This window comes from Dactylosporangium maewongense (assembly GCF_039531485.1).
Classification (GTDB): Bacteria; Actinomycetota; Actinomycetes; order Mycobacteriales; family Micromonosporaceae; genus Dactylosporangium; species Dactylosporangium maewongense.
Genome location: NZ_BAAAQD010000014.1, coordinates 267,363 through 286,167 on the forward strand (window position 1 = coordinate 267,363; position 18,805 = coordinate 286,167).

Annotated in this window: 14 protein-coding genes; 4 read left to right on the forward strand and 10 right to left on the reverse strand. The window is 72.8% G+C overall.

Annotated elements, in window-relative coordinates; all coding sequences use genetic code 11:
- Positions 1-33: 33 nt before the first annotated feature.
- From ABD332_RS33085 to ABD332_RS33115, 7 genes are all read right to left on the reverse strand, one after another.
- The gene (locus ABD332_RS33085) at positions 34-1,050 is read right to left on the reverse strand and encodes an aspartate-semialdehyde dehydrogenase (protein WP_344506267.1); all 1,017 of its coding nucleotides are present in this window, start codon (positions 1,048-1,050) and stop codon (positions 34-36) included.
- Between the two features lie 148 nt (positions 1,051-1,198).
- Complete coding sequence (locus ABD332_RS33090; RefSeq protein WP_344506344.1) at positions 1,199-1,486, reverse strand: Lrp/AsnC family transcriptional regulator; 288 nt, start codon at positions 1,484-1,486, stop codon at positions 1,199-1,201.
- Between the two features lie 36 nt (positions 1,487-1,522).
- Positions 1,523-2,386 (reverse strand): nucleotidyltransferase family protein, encoded by an 864-nt coding sequence (locus ABD332_RS33095; protein ID WP_344506268.1) that lies wholly within the window; start codon positions 2,384-2,386, stop codon positions 1,523-1,525.
- Entirely contained in the window at positions 2,383-2,898 is a 516-nt protein-coding gene (locus ABD332_RS33100) for an NUDIX hydrolase (RefSeq protein ID WP_344506269.1), read from the reverse strand. Before ABD332_RS33100 ends, ABD332_RS33095 begins: the two co-directional genes overlap by 4 nt.
- Before the next feature lie 18 nt (positions 2,899-2,916).
- Positions 2,917-4,734 carry a RelA/SpoT family protein gene (locus ABD332_RS33105; RefSeq protein ID WP_425552333.1) on the reverse strand — a complete coding sequence of 606 codons (1,818 nt, stop codon included), beginning with the start codon at positions 4,732-4,734 and terminating at the stop codon, positions 2,917-2,919.
- 2,035 nt (positions 4,735-6,769) lie between these two features.
- Entirely contained in the window at positions 6,770-8,503 is a 1,734-nt protein-coding gene (locus ABD332_RS33110; RefSeq protein ID WP_344506270.1) for a DEDD exonuclease domain-containing protein, read from the reverse strand.
- A gap of 37 nt (positions 8,504-8,540) precedes the next feature.
- Complete coding sequence (locus tag ABD332_RS33115) at positions 8,541-9,488, reverse strand: GAF domain-containing sensor histidine kinase (RefSeq protein ID WP_344506271.1); 948 nt, start codon at positions 9,486-9,488, stop codon at positions 8,541-8,543.
- 130 nt (positions 9,489-9,618) lie between these two features.
- Between ABD332_RS33115 and ABD332_RS33120 the strand changes: the two genes are divergently transcribed.
- The 4 genes from ABD332_RS33120 to ABD332_RS33135 all read left to right on the forward strand — a co-directional run bounded on the left by ABD332_RS33120 (position 9,619) and on the right by ABD332_RS33135 (position 13,834).
- Complete coding sequence (locus ABD332_RS33120) at positions 9,619-11,016, forward strand: NYN domain-containing protein (protein WP_344506272.1); 1,398 nt, start codon at positions 9,619-9,621, stop codon at positions 11,014-11,016.
- A gap of 71 nt (positions 11,017-11,087) precedes the next feature.
- Positions 11,088-11,309 carry a hypothetical protein gene (locus ABD332_RS33125; protein ID WP_344506273.1) on the forward strand — a complete coding sequence of 74 codons (222 nt, stop codon included), beginning with the start codon at positions 11,088-11,090 and terminating at the stop codon, positions 11,307-11,309.
- A gap of 31 nt (positions 11,310-11,340) precedes the next feature.
- Positions 11,341-12,597 (forward strand): M48 family metallopeptidase, encoded by a 1,257-nt coding sequence (locus tag ABD332_RS33130; protein WP_344506274.1) that lies wholly within the window; start codon positions 11,341-11,343, stop codon positions 12,595-12,597.
- 97 nt (positions 12,598-12,694) lie between these two features.
- Positions 12,695-13,834, forward strand: coding sequence for a glycosyltransferase family 4 protein (locus tag ABD332_RS33135; protein ID WP_344506275.1), 1,140 nt, complete (start codon positions 12,695-12,697; stop codon positions 13,832-13,834).
- A gap of 791 nt (positions 13,835-14,625) precedes the next feature.
- Here ABD332_RS33135 and ABD332_RS33140 read toward each other — a convergent pair.
- From ABD332_RS33140 to ABD332_RS33150, 3 genes are all read right to left on the reverse strand, one after another.
- Positions 14,626-15,294, reverse strand: coding sequence for a response regulator transcription factor (locus ABD332_RS33140; protein ID WP_033362529.1), 669 nt, complete (start codon positions 15,292-15,294; stop codon positions 14,626-14,628).
- A gap of 32 nt (positions 15,295-15,326) precedes the next feature.
- Positions 15,327-16,868 carry a sensor histidine kinase gene (locus ABD332_RS33145; protein ID WP_344506345.1) on the reverse strand — a complete coding sequence of 514 codons (1,542 nt, stop codon included), beginning with the start codon at positions 16,866-16,868 and terminating at the stop codon, positions 15,327-15,329.
- A 94-nt stretch (positions 16,869-16,962) separates the two neighbouring features.
- A complete protein-coding gene (locus tag ABD332_RS33150; protein ID WP_344506276.1) occupies positions 16,963-18,762 on the reverse strand; it encodes an AMP-dependent synthetase/ligase in 1,800 nt (599 codons plus the stop codon).
- Positions 18,763-18,805 lie beyond the last annotated feature (43 nt).

Below are 18,805 nucleotides of genomic sequence, written 5' to 3' on the forward strand. Positions count from 1 at the left end.
GGGGGCGGTCCGTGAGGACCGCCCCCACCTTGGTCACTTGACGAGGAGCTCGGCGATCTGGACGGCGTTCAGCGCCGCGCCCTTGCGCAGGTTGTCGTTGGAGACGAACAGCGCCAGGCCGTGCTCGACGGTCTCGTCGACCCGGATCCGGCCGACGAAGCTGGGGTCGGCGCCGGCGGCCTGCAGCGGCGTCGGCACGTCGGTCAGGACCACGCCGGGCGCGGCAGAGAGCAGCTCGATGGCCCGCTCGACCGAGACGGCCCGCTCGAACCGGGCGTTGAGCTGCAGCGAGTGGCCGGTGAACACGGGCACGCGCACGCAGGTGCCGGACACCTTCAGGCCGGGGATCTCGAGGATCTTGCGGCTCTCGTTGCGGAGCTTCTGCTCCTCGTCGGTCTCGAACGAGCCGTCGTCGACGATCGAGCCCGCGAGCGGCAGCACGTTGTAGGCGATCGGCCGGGAGAACTGCTTCGGCGCCGGGAACTCGACGGCCGAGCCGTCGAACGCGAGCGCGGCGGCGCCGTCGGCGACCTTGCGGACCTGCTCGTCAAGCTCGGCGACGCCGCTGAGCCCGGCGCCGGAAACCGCCTGGTAGGTGGCGGCGACGAGCGCGACCAGGCCGGCCTCCTCGTGCAGGGGGCGCAGCACCGGCATCGCGGCCATGGTGGTGCAGTTGGGGTTGGCGATGATGCCCTTCGGGCGGTTCGCGATCGCGTGCGGGTTGACCTCCGCGACGACCAGCGGCACGTCCGGGTCCATCCGCCAGGCGGAGGAGTTGTCGACGACGACGGCACCGGCGGCGGCCACCTTCGGCGCCAGCTCCTTCGACGTGCCCTTGCCTGCGGAGAACAGCACGATGTCCAGGCCGGAGTAGTCGGCGGTCGCCGCGTCCTCCACCGTGATCTGCTGGTCCTGCCAGTCGATCGGCCGGCCCGCGGAGCGGGCGGACGCGAACAGGCGTAACTGGTCTACCGGAAACTGACGCTCGGCCAGGATGTGGCGCATGACGCTGCCGACCTGACCCGTGGCTCCGACGATGCCGATCCTCATGGGCGTCGAGGCTACCGCGTCGCCGGGCCGGGTTCGATGCGATTTGGCGCACTGTCGGGGCCCTTACCAGCGGTTTTCCCGGTTTCTTGCGGCTTGCCGACAGCTGCGGCGAACGGCTTGCTGCAAGGGGCGGCAAATTTGCTGGAAATTAGTCCGTGTCGGGCAGGCCGATCGAGAACGCCTCTTCCAGGTCGTGCTGTGAATACGCGCGGAACGCGATGTGCGTGTCGGTGTCGATCACACCCGCCACCTTCGAGATGCCGCCGGCGATGACCTCGGCGATCTCCTCGTACTGCCGCACCCGGACCATCGCGATCAGGTCGACGTTGCCGGCGACCGAGTACACCTCGCTGACCCCGGGAAGGTTGGCGATGTTCTCGGCCACCTCGGGGATCGAGTCGGTCGCGCAGTCGATGAGGACGATCGCGGTGATCACCTGCGGTGCTCCTTCCAGCATGTGGACATCGTCATGCTAATCCGCCGCGACGGTGAGCTCCCGGCCGACCCGGACCGCGTCGCGCAGCGTTTCGCCCGCGCGGACCTCCCCGCCCGGCCACACCACCCCGCGGACCACCTGACCGGCGACGACGGCCCCCGCGCCGATCACCGCCTGCTCCACGCTCCCGGTCACCACGGCGCCCTCACCGATCAGGGTTTCATGGTGTACGGCGTGCAGATTCGCCGTCACGTAGTCCCGGGGCGTGCCCGTGTCCAGGTACGTCCCGCGGTACTCGACGACCTCCAGCCGCCCTTCCCGCTCCGCGGGCCGCCACGTGGTCCTCACCAGGTCCGACGGCACCGCCTCCAGCCGCTCCACGAGGTCCCACGGCAGCAGCGAGAACCCGGCGAACCGGTGCCTGCCGAACTCCTTCGGCGGCCCGGGCACACCGAGCATCCGTACCGTCGAACCGTCCCAGCCCTCGAGCAGCTCCGCGATGTCGGCGGCCGGACCGTCCGCGCCGCCTTCCCCTCTGCCGGACGTCTCCGGGATCTCGCCCGCCGCCAGGTACGCGTCGGCGTTGCCCACCAGGACGCCGCGGCCGCCGATCCAGTCCTTCAGCAGCGCGACGCCGCCCGCGGTACCGAACGGATCACCCGGCTCGACGGAGAGGTGCGCCCGGTCGCCGACGTGCGCGACGACCTGGTCCCCGAGATAGCAGGCGTTGACCGCCAGGTCGGCGGGGCCGGCGATCCCGAGCGCGGCGACCCTGGCCATGGCCCGGTCGAGCAGCGCCACGTTGCCGACGGGGCACAGGGCCTTCGGCAGGTGCTCGGTCAGCGGCCGCAGCCGGCGGCCCTCACCCGCGGCGAGGATCACCGCACAGATGTCGGTCACTTCGTCAGCACCTCGGGGTAGTCCTTGTACGGCCCGATCCCGTAGTGCGCGAGCAGCTGCGACGTCGACACGGTCAGCGGCGGCAGCGTGTCGAGCCGGTGCCAGGCGGCCTCGATGACCTCCGCGGCGTCGACGACCAGCTCGGCGGGCGGCTCGACCTCAACCTCGAACACCATGTCGATCCACTGCCCGCGGGTGTGCACGAGGGCGTTCGGGTTCGCCGGCCGGAAGCGCTCCAGGGGCAGCTTGATCCCGGTCTCCTCGGCGAGCTCGCGCGCGGCGGTCTGCACGGGCCGCTCACCGCGGTCCATCAGCCCAGCCGGCAGCGACCAGCCCGCGCCCGGCGGCTGCCGCAGCAGCAGGATCCGGCTCGCCTCGGGGTCGCGCACCAGGATGACGGCGCCGACCGTGTACGTCGGCTGGAACGTCCGCACGATCCTGCGTTTCCAGCGGGACGGGAGACGGTAGAACGTCCGGTACGCCACCATGCGCAGTTGTTGTTTTACCGCCATCTCCGAAAGGCTAGCGGCCTACCGGGGCGAGTGGTCGACCAGGGCGATCAACTCCTCGACCACCTCGTCCGCGGTGCGGCTGTGGTCGGCGACGGCGACGAGCAGCGTCTCCAGGTCCGGGTACCCGAGCCGGGCCGACAGCCGCACCAGCGGCAGGTCGCTGGCCAGGCCGCGGCCCTGCCGGCGCAGCGCCAGACCGATCGCGAGCCGGCCGAGCCGCACCTTGTTGGCGACGGTGATCGCGGGCGCCTCGTGCGCCTCGAACCACCGGCTGATGTGCAGCCGGGCGTGCGGCGTCTTCACGAACTCCAGCCACTCCGGCGACGGCCCGCGCGCGGGGGCGTCGGCGTCGAAGTCGAACTCGTCGCGCTGCCCGGTCCGCGTGATGATCTCGACCGTGTCACCGTCGGCGAGCGGCGACGACACCGCGATCAGCCGGCCGTTCACCTTCGCGCCGATACATCGGTTGCCGACGTCCGCGCCGAGGATGTACGCGAGGTCGACCGGCGTGGCGTCCTGCGGCAGCAGCACCGGCCGGCCGCCGCCCTCGGCGAGCACCAGGATCTGGTCCTCGGCCAGGTCGCACCGCAGCGACGCGATGAACTGCGACGGGTCCGACGCCGCCGCCTCCCAGTCCAGCAGCCGCCGCAGCCAGTTCAGCTGCTCCGCCTTCGACGCGGGGCCGAAGCGGGCCGCCACGTGCGGATACCGGAAGTTGGCGACGATGCCGTACTCGGCGGCCTGGTGCATCTCCTCGGTGCGGATCAGCACCTCCAGGGACTGCCCCTCCGGCCCGAGCACCGTGGTGTGCAGCGACTTGTAGTTGTTGCCCTTCGGCGTGGCGATGAAGTCCTTGAACCGCCCCGGCACCGGCCGCCACTTGCCGTGCACCGCGCCGAGCGCGGCGTAGCAGTCCGTCTCGGGCCCGTCGACGATGATGACGACCCGCGGCATGTCGTGCGGGTCCTCGTAGTTGCCGTCGACGGTGTCCTTCCAGATCGAGTACAGGTGCCTCGGCCGCGGCGACACCTGCGCGTCGATGCCGAACTTCCGCAGGTCCGTGTTGACGGCCGCGATGACCCGTTCGAGGTAGCCGTCCCAGCCCTTGCGCTGCCTGACGTACTCGTCGATCAGCGCGTACCCGCCGGGGCTGACCGCCCGCAGCACCCAGTCCTCGAGCTCCCGCTTCAGCGCCTGGATGCCGAGCCGCTCGCACAGCGGGATCAGCACCTCCCGCGTCGCGGTCGCGATCCGCACCTGCGACTTGATCGACCGCGCGTCCAGCGTGCGCATGTTGTGCAGCCGGTCCGCCAGCTTGATGACGAGCACCCGCACGTCCCGCCCGGCGGCGACGATCATCTTGCGGATCGTCTCGGCCTCGGCGTCCGCGCCGTAGAACATCTTGTCGAACTTCGTCACGCCGTCGACGAGCAGCGCCACCTCGCCGCCGAAGTCCCGCTCCAGCGCGCCCAGCGTGTAGTCCGTGTCCTCGACCGTGTCGTGCAGCAGCGACGCCACCAGCGTCGTCGTGTCCATCCCCAGGTCGGCGAGGATCTCCGTCACCTCGAGCGGGTGCGAGATGAACGGCTCGCCGCTCTTGCGCATCTGCCCGCGGTGCATCTGCTCGGCCGTCGCGTACGCCCGCCGCAGCAACGCCACGTCGCCCATCGGGTGGATCGTTCGGTGCGACCGCAGCACGTTGGACATGGGGTCCTCGGCCGACTGCCACGGCAGCATCGCCCGCAGCCGCGACCCGATGATCGCCGAGTACGTCGACGTCGGGTCCCCGGGCACCGCCCCACCGACCAGCGCCGAATACGACGGCGGCGGCGGCACCGCCGGCGAGTCCTCGGTGGGCGGCGCGGTGAGCCTGGCCCGCGGCGCCGCGAACCGGTCGTCCACGGGCACCGCCCGCTTCACCGCCGCGTCCCTGCCACCCTTCCGGCCCGCCTTGTCCTTGGCCTTCCCGGCGGTCGTGTCCTCGCGTGTACCGGCGGCCGCGTCCGTCTGCCCGGCGGCACCGTTCGCTTCCGCGCCGGTGCTCCTGCCCGCGACGTCCCGCTCGCCCCCGGCGCCCGCTCCCGTGTCCGACCCCGCCCGCTCACCGGCGGACCGTTCGTTGCGCGCCCGCCCACCGGCGGCACTCCCGGGATTACCCCGCGGCGCCGGCGGCCGCTCGTTGGCCGGCCAGTCCCTGCGCCCGTCACCCTGATCCTGCGCCGCCCGCTGCGGCCGCTGCCCCTGCCCCGCCCACTGCGCGGGTGTCTGCTGCTCGTCCCGCACGCCGGGGTTGTCGCGCCCGGATCCGCCTGCCGCTTCTTGCCCGGTCCACTGCGCGGGTGTCTGCTGTTCGCCCTGTACGCCGAGGTTGTCGCGCCCGGACCCGCCTGCCGCTTCTTGCCCGGTCCACTGCGCGGGTGTCTGCTGCTCGTCCCGTGCGCCGGGGTTGTCGCGCCCGGACCCGCCTGCCGTGCTCTGCGCGGGTGTCCGCTGCTCGCCCCATACGCCAACGCCACCGTCGTGCCCGGAGCCACCCGCTCCGTCCTGCCCCGCGTCCGTGGCGCTCTGCCCCCCGGCCGCTCCTTGCCAGCTCTTCCCATCCACCGGCACCCGCTGCCCGGGCGCCGCGTCGCTCACGACCTCACCCGGGGGCGCCACCACCGCGGCCTGACTCTCCACAGTCCCCACGTCCCGGCCTACCCGCGCGCCACGCTGCCAGGCCGCGTCCCGAGACCCCTCGCACGGCGACCCCCAGCTCCGCCCCGCACCGTCCTGGGCCACCACGTCCTGGGCCTCCGGGTCCGGGGCCTGCCCGGCCTCCGGCTCCTGCCCTTGCGCCGCACCGTCCCGGTGGCCCGCGTCCTGGGCTCCTTCACCTGGCGCCACCCGGCCGTGTCCCGCCTCGTCCTGCGGACCCTTGCTCGGAGCTTCCCGGTCCTGCGAGGCGGTGCCCTGCGAGGCGGTGTTCTGCGACGCGCTGCCGTGCGGTTGCCCGTGCTGAAGGGTCCGGTCCTGCGAGGCGTCCTGAGGGGCGCTGTCCTGTGGGTGCCCGTCGTGCGAGACCTGATCCTGCGAGGTGCTGCCCTGAGGGGCGCTGCCCTGCGGAGCGGCGTTCTGCGAGGCGGCGCCGTGCGGGTGCCTGTCGTGGGAGGCCCGGTCGTGCGACGTGCTGTCCTGTGGCGTGCTGTCTCGCGGCGCCCGGTCCTGTGGCGCCCGGTCCTGTGGCGTCTTGTCCTGTGAGGCAGTGCCTTGTGGCGCCGTGGCCTCTGGGTGCTTGTCCTGCGGCGCGCTGTCCTGGGGGGACCTGGCCGGGGAGGGCGAGTCCCGGCGGTCGGAGGGGGTCCTGTCGACGTACGTCCGCTCCACCCGCTGCCGATCCTGCCGCACCCTGTCCCTGGTGTTGCGCTCCGGGTGGCGGCCGGCCGGGTGGGCAGGGCGGCGCCGCGGCGGGGCCTCGGGCACGTTGATCGACGCGGTCGGCAGCCCACGCGGGCCGAGCAGCACCTCGCCCACCGCGTCCAGGAGCTGCTGGGCTTCGGTGGCGCCGGGTGTCGGCGGCGATGCCCCGCCGGTCGTGAACCCCGTCGCCAACGGGTGCGCAAAACCCGTCGGCTCGTTGGGCTTGCCCCCGGGCGTCAGTGGGTCCAACATGAACTCGCTGTGCGCGGACGAGGACCCGGAGTTGGCTCCGCCGGCGCCGGTGACCGTGGAGGGGCCAGCATCCAGGGGCGCACCGGACTGATGCAGACCGGGCTCCATGCGGCACCTCCTCACCGACGGGCCGGGCGGGCCTGGGTTTGGGTAGGTTCCAGCCTAGTTTCCCTCGTGGCATCCGATCGGTCATTTGAGTATGTGCGATCGTCCGATGTGCTTAGCCTTCCAGGTCGATCCGGACCGTCGCGGCGGCCTCCGCGCGGGCGAGGAACGGGCGCCACCGACCGGCCCCCGTGGCCGGAGATGACCAACCCATATCGGCCTTGACCAGGCGTGTCTCCTGCCGCTCGAGCCAGGCGAGGATCCGCTCGGTCTCCTCCGGCGACGCGCGTGGCGTCGGCCCGTGACCCGGCTGGACCGTCTCGGCTGTGGCGAGAACCACATCCAGCGTCGGCTGTGGATGCACCCGCGGGGGTGACACGCCGGCCGCGGCGAGACGGCCGTGTCGCACCACGGCGAGCTCCCAGCCGCCCTTGGCGGAGGGCCGGGCGGCGATCAGCTCGGGCAGGCTGGTCAGCGAGGCGAGCCGCTGCATGCGGATCGCGGCGCGCAGGAACGTGATCAGCCGGGTGCGGATCGTGGCCGCGTCCTCGAAGCGCTCGGCGGTCGCGAGTGCCTCGATGCGGGCCATGAGCCCGCGGACGACGGGGCCCGGGTCGCCGGTCGTGGCGGTGCGGAACGGCTCGGCGGCCGCGGTCTCGTAGTCGCCGGGGGAGATGCGGTGCTCGCACGGCGCCGGGCAGCGGCCGAGCTCGGCGAGCGCGCACGCGGGCGTCTTCGTGCGCAGCGACAGCTTGTGGGTGCACTGGCGCAGCGGCAGCGCGTCATAGATGCCGGCGGCGGCGAGCTCGGCGCCGCGGCGGGACGCGAACGGCCCCAGGTATGCCGCGCCGTCGGGCTGCACGTCGCGCACGATCGACAGCCGGGGATAGGCCTCGGCGGTGAGCTTGAGCCACATCACCCGCTCTGGGAATTTGGAGCGGCGGTTGTACGGCGGCTTGTGCGCGGCGATCAGCCGCAGCTCTCTGACCTCGGCCTCCAGGGAGTGGGCGCAGACGATCGCCTCGACCCGCTGCGCCGCGTTGATCATCTCGTCGATGCGGGCGCGCTTCTCGGCGGCGGTGAAGTAGCTGCGGACCCGGGTCGCGATCGACGAGCTGGTGCCGATGTAGAGCGGGCGGTCCTTGTGCCCGCGGAACACATAGACCCCCGGCGCGTCGGGTAGGCCTTCGGCGAGGTGTCGCTTGCGCCGCTGGGACGGGCTGACCGCCTTCACGAACTCGATCGTGTCGCCGATGGTGTGCACCTTGTGGCTGCCCAGCCTGGCGATCAGCCCGTGCAGGACGTCGACGGTGGCGCGGGCGTCGTCGAGGGCCCGGTGGATCGGCTGGGTGCTCGCGTGGAAGTGCCGGGCGAGGGTGGACAGCTTGTTGTTGGGCACCTCGTCGGCGACCAGGGCCCGCCGGGCGATCGCGGCGGTGTCCAGCACGATCGGCTTCGGCCACGCGTAGCCGTGCTTGGCGCACGCCGCCTTGAGGAACCCGGTGTCATAGGGGGCGTTGTGCGCCACCATCACGGCGCCCGCGGCGAACTCCAGGAACGCCGGCAGCACCGTGTCGATCTTCGGCGCCTCGACCAGCATCGCCTCGGTGATGCCGGTCAGGACGGTGATGAACGCCGGCAGCCGCTCCTCGGGATTGACCAGCGTGCCGAACTCGCCCAGGACCTCCCCGCCGCGAACCTTGACCGCGCCGATCTCGGTGATGCCGCCGCCGTCGGGTGCGCCGCCGGTCGTCTCCAGGTCGACGACCACGAACGTCGACGCGAACAGCGTCGCCGCACGCGGGTCGTCGAACAGGGCATCGAGCGTTTCCTGGTGGTAGTCGGCCACGCGCGCACACTACGACCAGGGTGTGACAAAAAATCGCTCAGTGCGGCGGGAAGCGCAGCTCGAACCGGACGTCCGGCGAGCCGAGGGCCGCGTTGGTCCTGGCCACGGTCGCCCCGTGGGACCGCAGGATCTCCGCCACGGCCCGCGGGACCAGCTCGTCGGCCTCCCGCGTGCCGTCGAGGTCGGCCTGCCACTCCGGGGCGATCGAACCACCCGCGTGGCTGATCTCCACCGTCGGGACCGGGGTGCCCAGCACCCGCACCGCGACCCGTCCGCCGGGCGGCGCGACCTTCAACGCCGAGAACACCACATAGTCCAGCGCGCGCGACAGTCGGCCGGGATCCGCCTGTACCGACGCCGCATCGGTCACTCCGAGGGTGATGGCCATGTTTCTGGCGTCCGCGATGGGGCGCAACTCGCGGATGCGGGCCTCGGTCAGGTAGGTGAGGTCGACCGACCTGGACTCGGGCGGGCCGTCGAGCGCGGCGGCGTCGACCAGGCGCCGCAGCTCGAGCAGCTCCGTGACCTGCCTGGCGAGCGCCCGCAACGCCCGCATCTGGTCCAGGTTGAGCCGGTGCGGCGCGTGGTCGACCACGCACAGGGTGCCCAGTGCCGCGCCTTCGCTGGTCAGCAGGGGCGCGCCGGCGTAGAAGCGGATGCCGTCCGCGGCTCTGACGAACGGGTTGTCGGCGAACCGCGCGTCCGCGGTGGCGTCCGGGACGACCATCAGGTCGCGGCCCATGATCGCGTGGGCGCAGAACGCCACTTCGCGGGGCGTCTCGGTGATGCCGTCGAGGCCGGTCTTGGCCTTGAACCACTGTCGCTGGGTGTCGACCAGGGTGACCAGGGAGATCGGGGCGCCGCAGACCTCCGACGCGATCCTGACGATGTCGTCGAAGTCTGTCTCCGGCGGGGTGTCGAGGACCGCCAGTCCCCGCAGGGTCGAGATCCGTTCCGCTTCGTTGTCGGGTACCGGCGGCTGCATGTCCGTGCCTCCTCGCTGGCGTACCCAATCGGGTGAAATAAGGATATGTCAGCTTTTAGCCTTTCGAGGGAAGCCGCCGGTCCTGGAGACCATCCGGGGCGAATCTGGTCGACAATGCGACACTGGAGTGATGCCCGCGCACGATGCTCCCGACGACCTCGACGACGAGGCCGCGGTGACGTCTGCGCCGGAGGACGTCGACCTGCCGGACTCCGACGGCGGCGCCGAGCCCGCGCTGCCCGAGATCATCCGCCAGCGGGTCATCTCCCTCGCGGCCGGCGCCATGACCGGCCTGCCCCTCGACGAGCTGCCGATGCCGCTGCGGCGGGTCGCGAAGTTCGCCCCCAACCGGCGCGCCCGCCTCGGCGGACCCGTCATCGCGATGCAGCTGTCCGGCGACCCGCTGCTGCGCCAGCGCCTCGCGACCAGGGTCGTCAACGACGCCGGTGACCTGGGCGCCTCGATCCTGGAAGGGGTCGCGCCGCCGGCCGCCGACCCCGTCGAGGTCGCCGCGCTGGCCTACCTCGCCCGCCCCGACGGCTGGCGCGACCTGGTCGAGCGGGCCACCGACACGGTCCGCACCGAGGCCGAGGACGCCGCCGCGTCCGACCGCATCCGCGACGTCGAGCAGCGCCTCGCCCGCGCCGAGCACGACCGCGCCGTCGCCCGGGTCGAGGCCGACAAGCTCCGCGACGAGCTGGCCCGCCTCCGCGACGAGACCGCCGGCCTCCGCGAGGAGGTCCGCTCGCTGGGCAAGGCGCTGCGGGAGAGCCAGGCCAAGGAGCGCAAGGCGACCGACATGCTCGCCAGCGAGAAGGGCCGCGCCACCCGGGCGACCGCCGACCACGACGCCGAGCTGCGCCGCGTGCGCGCCAAGCTCGCCGAGGCGGAGACCGTGGCCGGCGCCCAGCGGCAGAGCGCCAAGGACGCCCGCGCCGTCGACGACGCCCGCCTCTGGCTGCTGCTGGAGACGATCGGGCAGGCCGCCGTGGGGCTGCGCCGCGAGCTGGCCCTCGACCCCACCGACCGGCTGCCGGCCGACTTCGTCGCCGAGCACGACGCCGACCGCCCGGACAACGCGCCCGGCGCCGGCGCGGCCCGGGCGCTCGACGCCGACGACCCCGCCCGCCTCGACCAGCTGCTGAGCCTGCCGAAGGCGCACATGATCGTCGACGGGTACAACGTCACGAAGAAGGGCTACGGGGAGCTCTCCCTCGAACAGCAGCGCAACCGCCTGGTCGCCGGGGTCGGCGGTCTCGTCGCCCAGACCAGGGCCGAGGTCACCGTCGTCTTCGACGGCGCCGAGCGGGTCGTCGGGCTGCCGCCGGCGCCGCGCGGCGTGCGGGTGCTGTTCTCCAAGAAGGGCGAGACCGCCGACGAGCTGATCCGGCGCCTGGTCAGGGCCGAGCCGGCCGGCCGCCCGGTCGTGGTGATCTCCTCCGACAAGGAGGTCATCGACGGTGTACGCCGTCACGGTGCGTACCCGCTGGGGAACGACACCCTCCTCCGCCGGCTATCACGCTCCTGACCTGCGGAAACGCATTTTTGTCATACCCCCCGCTTACCGTGGAGCTACAGACGGTCAACGGAGGAGGAGCGATGCTCGTCGACTGCGAGACCTGTTCAGTGCGCGGCACCGCCTGCGGCGGTTGCGTGGTGACCCTGCTGCTCGACACGCCACCCGCCCTGCACCAGCTCGGCGCGGCCGAGGTCCGCGCCATCGAGGTGTTCGAGCGGGCCGGGTTCGAGGTCACCGTGCTCGACCCCACCCACGTCGAGCCGGCCGCACCGCGTCGGTCGAGACGGCACCGCGCCGCATAAGCTTGCGGAGTTTCCGACCAGGAGGTGCGGCGTGACTCCTCGCGCATGGGCGGCGATCACCCTCGCGGCGCTGATCGTCGCGGTCGTGGTGGTCGCGGCGCTGCGGGTGCCCTGGTCGGCGCCGCCCGCGCCGCGAGCCGACCAGCTCGCCGCGCTCGACACGCTGCCCGCCGACGCCGTCGCCAAGGGGCAGGCGTTCCATGCGGCGCTGCGCCCCGGGATGTATCTGTCCATCGGCCTCGGCCTGCTCGTCGCGCTCCTGCTCGGCCTGACCCCGGCCGGCGCGTGGATCGTCGAGCAGGTGTCCCGGCCGTTCGGCGGCCACTGGCTCGCCCGGGCGCTGCTCGGCGGGCTCGCCGTCGTCTTCGTCGGTGAGGTGGCGGCGCTGCCGCTCGCCGCCTGGCGCCAGTCCATCCTCAGGCGCTATGGGCTGTCCACGCAGGACTGGTCCGCCTGGACGGTCGACATGCTCAAGGGCTATGCCGTCGGCGCGGTGATCGGCGCGGTCGTGCTCGTCGGCTTCTTCACCATCACGCACTTCGTGCCCCGCTGGTGGTGGGCGTGGGGAGCGGTCGGCGCGGCCCTGCTCACGGTGCTGCTGTCGTTCATCTTCCCGGTGCTGGTCGAGCCGGTCTTCAACAAGTTCACCCCGATGCCCGAGGGGGAGCAGCGGACCCGGCTCATGGCGCTCGCCGAGCGCGACGGCGTCCCCGTCCGCGACGTGCTGATCGCCGACGCGTCCCGCCGCACCCGGGCCGTCAACGCGTACGTGTCCGGTCTCGGCCCGACCCGCCGCATCGTCGTCTACGACACCCTGCTGGAGAAGGCGCCGCCGGAGGAGGTCGAGTCGGTCGTCGCGCACGAGCTCGGCCACGCCAAGGACAATGACGTGCTCACCGGCACGCTGCTCGGCGCGTTCGGCGCGGCCGCCGCCGTCTGCGCGCTGTACCTGCTGGGCTCGTGGGGCGCCCTGCTGCGCCGCGCGGGCGTGGACTCGATCGGCGAGCCGCGCGCGGTCGCCCTGCTGATCGCCGTCGCGACCGTGGCGGGCCTGCTCGCCGGCCCGGCCCAGGCGTTCGTGTCGCGCCGCGTCGAGGCCCGCGCCGACCGGCACGCCCTGCAGCTCACCGCCGACCCGGCCGGCTTCGAGGCCATGCAGGGCCGGCTCTCCCTGGTCAACCTCGGCGACCCCGACCCCAACCCCGTCGAGCAGTTCCTGTTCGGTTCCCACCCGACCGCCGTGGAGCGCATGGCCGAGGCCCGCGCCTGGGCCCGGGGCGAGCGGTGAGCACGGCGCGCGCGACGACTGCCGGTCCGGCCCGGCCGGGTGGGGACCGGCGACCCGGCGCGGCGTCCCGCGGGTCCGCGGCAGGGCGGGGTGCACGGTGACCACCCTGCTCGTCACGAATGACTTCCCGCCCAGGCCCGGCGGGATCCAGCAGTTCGTCCACAACCTGGCGGTGCGGCAGCCCGCCGGGTCGGTCGTCGTCTACTGCTCGACGTTCCAGGGGGCGGAGAAGTTCGACGCGGAGCAGCCGTTCGAGGTGGTCCGGGAGCGGACGGGCATGCTCCTGCCCACGGCCGGTGTCGCCCGGCGCGCCGCCGAGCTCGCCCGGGCGCACGGTTGCGACAGTGTCTGGTTCGGGGCGGCGGCGCCGCTCGGGCTGCTCGCCGATGGCCTGCGGCGCCGGGCGGGGGTCGAGCGGGTCGTCGCGCTCACCCACGGGCACGAGGTCGGCTGGGCCGCGCTGCCCGGCGCCCGCACCCTGCTGCGGCGCATCGGCCGGGGGGCCGACGTCGTCACGTACCTGGGTGAGTACACGCGCACCCGGCTCGCCAAGGTCCTCGACGGGCTCACGTCGCTGCAGCGGCTGGCGCCAGGGGTCGACGTCGACGCGTATTCACCACAGGTCGACCGCCACCTGGTCCGCGCCCGCCACCATCTCACCGACCGGCCCGTCATCGTTTGCGTGTCCCGCCTCGTGCCCCGCAAGGGCCAGGACGTGCTGATCCGGGCGCTGCCGCTCATCCGCCGCGCTGTCCCCGACGCCGCGCTGCTGCTGGTCAGCGGCGGGCCGCACCGGCCGGCCCTGGAGCGCCTGGCCCGCGAGACCGGCGTCGAGCGCGACGTCGTGTTCACCGGCGCCGTGTCGTGGGCCGAGCTGCCCGCCCACTACGCCGCCGGCGACGTCTTCGCGATGCCCTGCCGCACCCGCCGCCGCGGGCTCGACGTCGAGGGGCTCGGCATCGTGTACCTCGAAGCCTCCGCCACCGGCCTCCCCGTCGTCGCCGGCGATTCCGGCGGCGCCCCCGACGCCGTCCGTGAGGGCGAGACAGGGTTCGTCGTCCCGGGCCGCGCCGTGCCCGCCGTCGCCGACCGCATCACGACCCTCCTGCAGGACCCCGCCCTCGCCGCGAGGATGGGCGCCGCGGGGCGCGCCTGGGTCGAGTCGGAGTGGCGCTGGGAGACCCAGGCGGACCGTCTTCGCACCCTGCTCACCCAAGCTCCGCCCGGCTCCCGCTGACGCCGGCGGCACCCGGCCACCGTCCCCCGCTTCGCGGCACGCCGGTCCGCGCTTCTCCGACCGGCGGTCCCGTACGGACGAGTGCCGGAGAGGCCTGGCGCGGTCGAGTCCGGCGCCGTCGGGGAGCGCGGCATTGGTGTCGCAGCTCCTGGCCTGCGACGTGCTGACCTGCGCTTCCTGTTTCCGGGAGCGCTGGATGCTTCGGGTCGCGGTCCCGTTCGAGCGGGTGCCGCAGATCCGGCGGCGCACAGATCGAAGTCGCGCAGTGGCCGTCGGGGCAGCCGCAACCGTCCTTGGATCATGAGCGCACGCGTGGCGTGCTCAGAGCGGTGCCCGGGGAGCTGCGCTGTGTCCCGCCTTCGCGGTGATCGAAGTCGCCTCGTGGCCGTCGGGGCGGCCGTGGTTGTCCTTGGGCGTGGGCGTGGGCGTGGCGTGGGGAGGGTGGTGCCGGGGAGTCGCGTTCATGGTCCGCCAGCTCGGTGATCGAAGTCGCGTGGTGGCTGTCCGGGCGGCCGTGGTCGGCCTTGGATCATGAGCGCGGGTGCGGTGTGGTCGGAGCGGACGGGATCGGCGGTCGGAGTGGGTGGGTGGTGGCTTCGAAGTGGTGCTGGTCGGCGGGGGCCGAACGAGTGGGGGATTCGCGTGGAGGTGGAGGAATGGGCGCCCGCGGTGCGAATGTGGTCAATGGCGGCGGGCGGGATGCGGGGTTGAGAAACGACAGGCTGGCCGTTCTGGGGGTTGGGGGCAGATCGGCCAGCGCCTATCGAAAAGTCGAAATCCGGGGAAGTGGGTCAGAACTTCGGGGCGTCGGGGGCTTCGAGGAGGCCGAGCCGCAGGGCGGTCATGAGGGCCTGGGCGCGGTTGGCGGCGCCGAGCTTCTCGTACAGCTTCGATATGTGCGTCTTCGCGGTGGACTCGGAGACGAACAATTGCTTGGCGATGCCGGCGACGCTCATGCCGTCGGCGAGCAGGCGCAGCACCTGGCCCTCACGGGGGGACAGCTGCGGGCCGCTGGGGGCCAGGCGCCGCTTCATCGCCTCGGCGAGGTCGGCGGCGGTGAACGCGGAAGGCGCCGACGCGGCGTGACGGGCCGCGGCGACCACCTCGTCGGCCGGGGCGGTCTTCGGCACGAACGCGGAGGCGCCGGCCTCGAGCGCGCCGAAGAGCTGGTCGTCGCCGGCGTACATGGTCAGGACCACGATGCCCATGGTGTTGCTGGTCTTGCGCAGGGCGCGGGTCGCCTCCAGACCGCTGCCGTCGGGGAGGCGCAGGTCCATGATGACCACGTCGGGCTGCAGGGCGCCGGCCTGGCGGATCGCCTCGGCGGCCGTCGCGGCCTCGCCCACCACCTCGAACTGCCGGTCACGCTCGAAGGCGTGTCGCAGTCCTCGGCGGATGAGATCGTGGTCGTCGACGAGCAGAACTTTGGTACGTGTCGTCGGCGTCGCGGTAGTCGACATTCCCGGTGCTCTCTCCCTCTGGTGCCTTCACGCTACCGCGCACGCGGTGCGGTTCCGAGCACAACCGCCACTGTTGTCCCATTCGGCACGCGCGGTGTGATCTCCAACCGGCCTCGGATACGTTCCGCTCTCTCGGCCATGATCGCAAGACCATAGCGTCCGTCTGGGCGGTTCTCACCGATGCCGCTTCCATCGTCGGAGATTTCTACCTGTGCGAACGGTGGATCGACCGCGCACGTTACCCAAAGATTCTCCGCCCCGGCGTGTTTCCGCGCGTTCGTGATGGCTTCCTGGGCAATGCGCAGCAGTTCCGCCTCGACCGCGGCGGGCAGCCGGGCGGTGGTTTCGTCGAGCGAGAGGTGCACGCGGAGCCCGGCGGAGGCGCCGACGGTGCGGGCGTAGTCGGCGATCGCCGCGGTGAGGCCGCCGTACCGGTCGACCTCGCTGCGCAGCTCGAACAGCGACAGCCGCAGCTCGGTGATGACGCGGGTGACCTCGGCGCGCAGGATGCGCAGCTCCTCCTCGGCGGCGGCGGCGTCGGGCAGCGCGGCGACCGCGTTGTCGATGCCGTAGCCGACCATGACGAGCTCCTGGGCGACACCGTCGTGGATCTCGCGGGCGAGCCGCTGCCGCTCCTCGGTGGTGGCGAGGGACCGGACCTCGTCGAAGAGCAGCGCCGCCTCGAGGCGCAGCGCGGCCGCACCGGTCAGGCCGGTCACGCGGGCGAGGATCGCCGGCGGGTACGCCCCGGCGGTGTCACTCTCCAGGATGATGAGCCCGACGGTGCGGACGCCGGCGACGAGCGGCACGACCATCGAGGAGATGTCGCGGCTGGGCGCGACCGAGCGGGCCTGCGAGCGGCCCGACACGACCGGCTGCTGGGTCGCCCACGCGTCGGCGACGGAGCTCTCGGTGTCCAGCGCGGTCTCCCAGTCGAGGCGCTCCACGCCGGCCTGGGCGAGCACGACGAGCCGGCCACCGCCGCTGCCGGACAGGACGGCGCCGCGGGACGACGGGACCATCGCCCGGACCTCGTCGAGGAGGTGCTCGGCGAGGCCGCCGGGGTCGAGGGTCGCGCCTGGCAGCTGCCGGGCGACGCTGCGCAGCTGGGTGAGCAGGCGGGTCGCCTCCACGTACGGCTGCGGCGTCTCGTCGGTGCGCCGGGCGAGGAACGCCCGCTGCAGGACCCCCGCCTGATACGCGCTGACCCCGGCGACGACCACCCAGGTCAGGCAGGCGGCGAGGTGCCGGCGCTCGTCGAGCACCCCGTCGGCGGCACCACCGGCCACGAGGAGCGCCACCGCGGCCGCGAGGTAACCGCCGGCGACGACCATCCCCGAGGCGAGGGCCGTGCCGACGACCGGCACCGGCAGGTACACGAGGAAGCCGGTGTCCACGCCGGAGGCGGCGAGCGCGACGACGAGCACCTCGGCGGCGCGCCCGAAGTGCGCGATCCGGTGCGCCGGCGGCGCGACCGTGGCGATCGCGACCGCGATCAGCAGCAGCGCGAGCCAGAGCAGCTCCTCGGCACGCGTGCCGTCGATGAACAGCAGCGCCGCGACGAGCGCGAGCATCAGGACACGAACCGCGATCACGGCGCCTCTGGGACGGTCGCCCAGCACCGTCAGCTCGGTCAACGAATGGTCCTCCCTACCGTAGGTGAATGCATCAGCGCTCGTAGATGGCGGCGATCTCGCCGGCGTACTCCTTCAGGACAACGTTCCGCTTCACCTTCAACGACGGAGTGAGCGTGCCGGTCGCCTCGGTGAAGTCCTGCGGCAGGATCCGGAACACCTTGATCGCCTCGGCCTTCGACACGGTGGTGTTGGCGTCGTCGATCGCGGTCTGGATCTCGGCGCGCAGCTCGGGGTCGTCGACGAGCGCGGCCGCGTCGGCGCCGGCGGGCTTGCCGTGCGCGGAGGCCCAGGCCGGCAGCGCGTCGGGGTCGACGGTGACGAGGGCGGCGATGAACGGCTGCCGGTCGCCGACGACCATGCACTGGCTGACGAGCGGGTGCGCGCGGACCCGGTCCTCCAGGACGGCCGGGGCGACGTTCTTGCCGCCGGCGGTGACGATGAGCTCCTTCTTGCGACCGGTGATGCGCAGGTACCCGTCGTCGTCGAGCTCGCCGATGTCGCCGGTGTGGAACCAGCCGTCCGCGTCGATCGCCTCCGCCGTCGCGGCAGGGTTGTTCCAGTACCCCTTGAAGACGATGTCGCCCTGGACGAGGATCTCGCCGTCGTCGTCGATGCGGATCGTGACGCCGGGCAGCGGGCGCCCGACGGTGCCCATGCGCGCGCCGGTGTCGCGGTTGGCGTTGGTGGCGGGGGAGGTCTCGGTCAGCCCGTACCCCTCGAAGATGGTGACGCCGATGCCGCGGTAGAAGTGCGCGAGCCGCTCGCCGAGGGGCGCGCCGCCGGAGATCGCCCGCGAGCACTGCCCGCCGAGCGCGGCCCGCAGTTTCCCGTACACGAGACGGTCGAACAACGCGTGCTGCGCGCGCAACAGCGGACCGGGCCGCTCCGCGGAGCTGAACGCGATCGCCACCCGCTCCGCCCGGTCGAAGATGGCGCCCTTGCCGTCGGCGTGGGCGCGCTGCTTCGCCGTGTTGTACACCTTCTCGAACACGCGCGGCACCGACAGCACGAACGTCGGCCGGAAGCTCTGCAGGGTCGCCGCCAGGTTCTTCGTGTCGGCGGTGTGGCCCATCGTGGCCCGGGCCTGCACGACGCCGATCTGGATCAGCCGGGCGAACGAGTGCGCCAGGGGCAGGAACAGCAGCGTCCGGGCACCCTGGTGGAACAGCGACTGCAGCTCGGGGATCGCGTTGACGATGTCCGACAGCATGTTGCGGTGGGTGATCATGCAGCCCTTGGGCCGGCCGGTGGTCCCGCTGGTGTAGATGATCGTGGCGAGGTCGTCGGCCCTGGTGCCGGCCCGCCGCCGCTCGACGTCCTCGCGGGGCACGGCCGCGCCGTCGGCGCCGAGGACGTCGATCGCGCCGGGCGTGCCGGGCGCGCCGTCGATCTGCCACACGTGCTCGACCGCCGGCAGCCGGTCGCGGATCGCGGCGACCGTGTCGCGGTGCGTGTCGGTCTCGACGAAGCAGGCGACCGCACCGGAGTCCTCGAGGATCCAGGCGACCTGCTCCGCGCTGGACGTCTCGTAGATCGGCACGGTGACCGCGCCGACCGACCAGATCGCGTAGTCGATGAGGGTCCACTCGTAGCGCGTCTTGCTCATCAGCGCGACCCGCTCACCGGGCTCGACGCCGGCGGCGAGCAGCCCCCGGGCGAGCGTCAGCACCTGGTCGTGGAACTGCGCGCAGGTGACATCCTGCCATCCGCCAGCTTGCTGGCGCTGGAACTGCACCGCGTCCGGCGCGGTGACCGCGTTGTCCCACACGGGGTCGGTCAGCGTGGCGTGGTCGCCGACAGTGACCGCTGAGGGCACGGTGAACTCGCGCACGTTCCGACTCCTTCGTTCAACCCGTATTCGGGAACCTACCCTG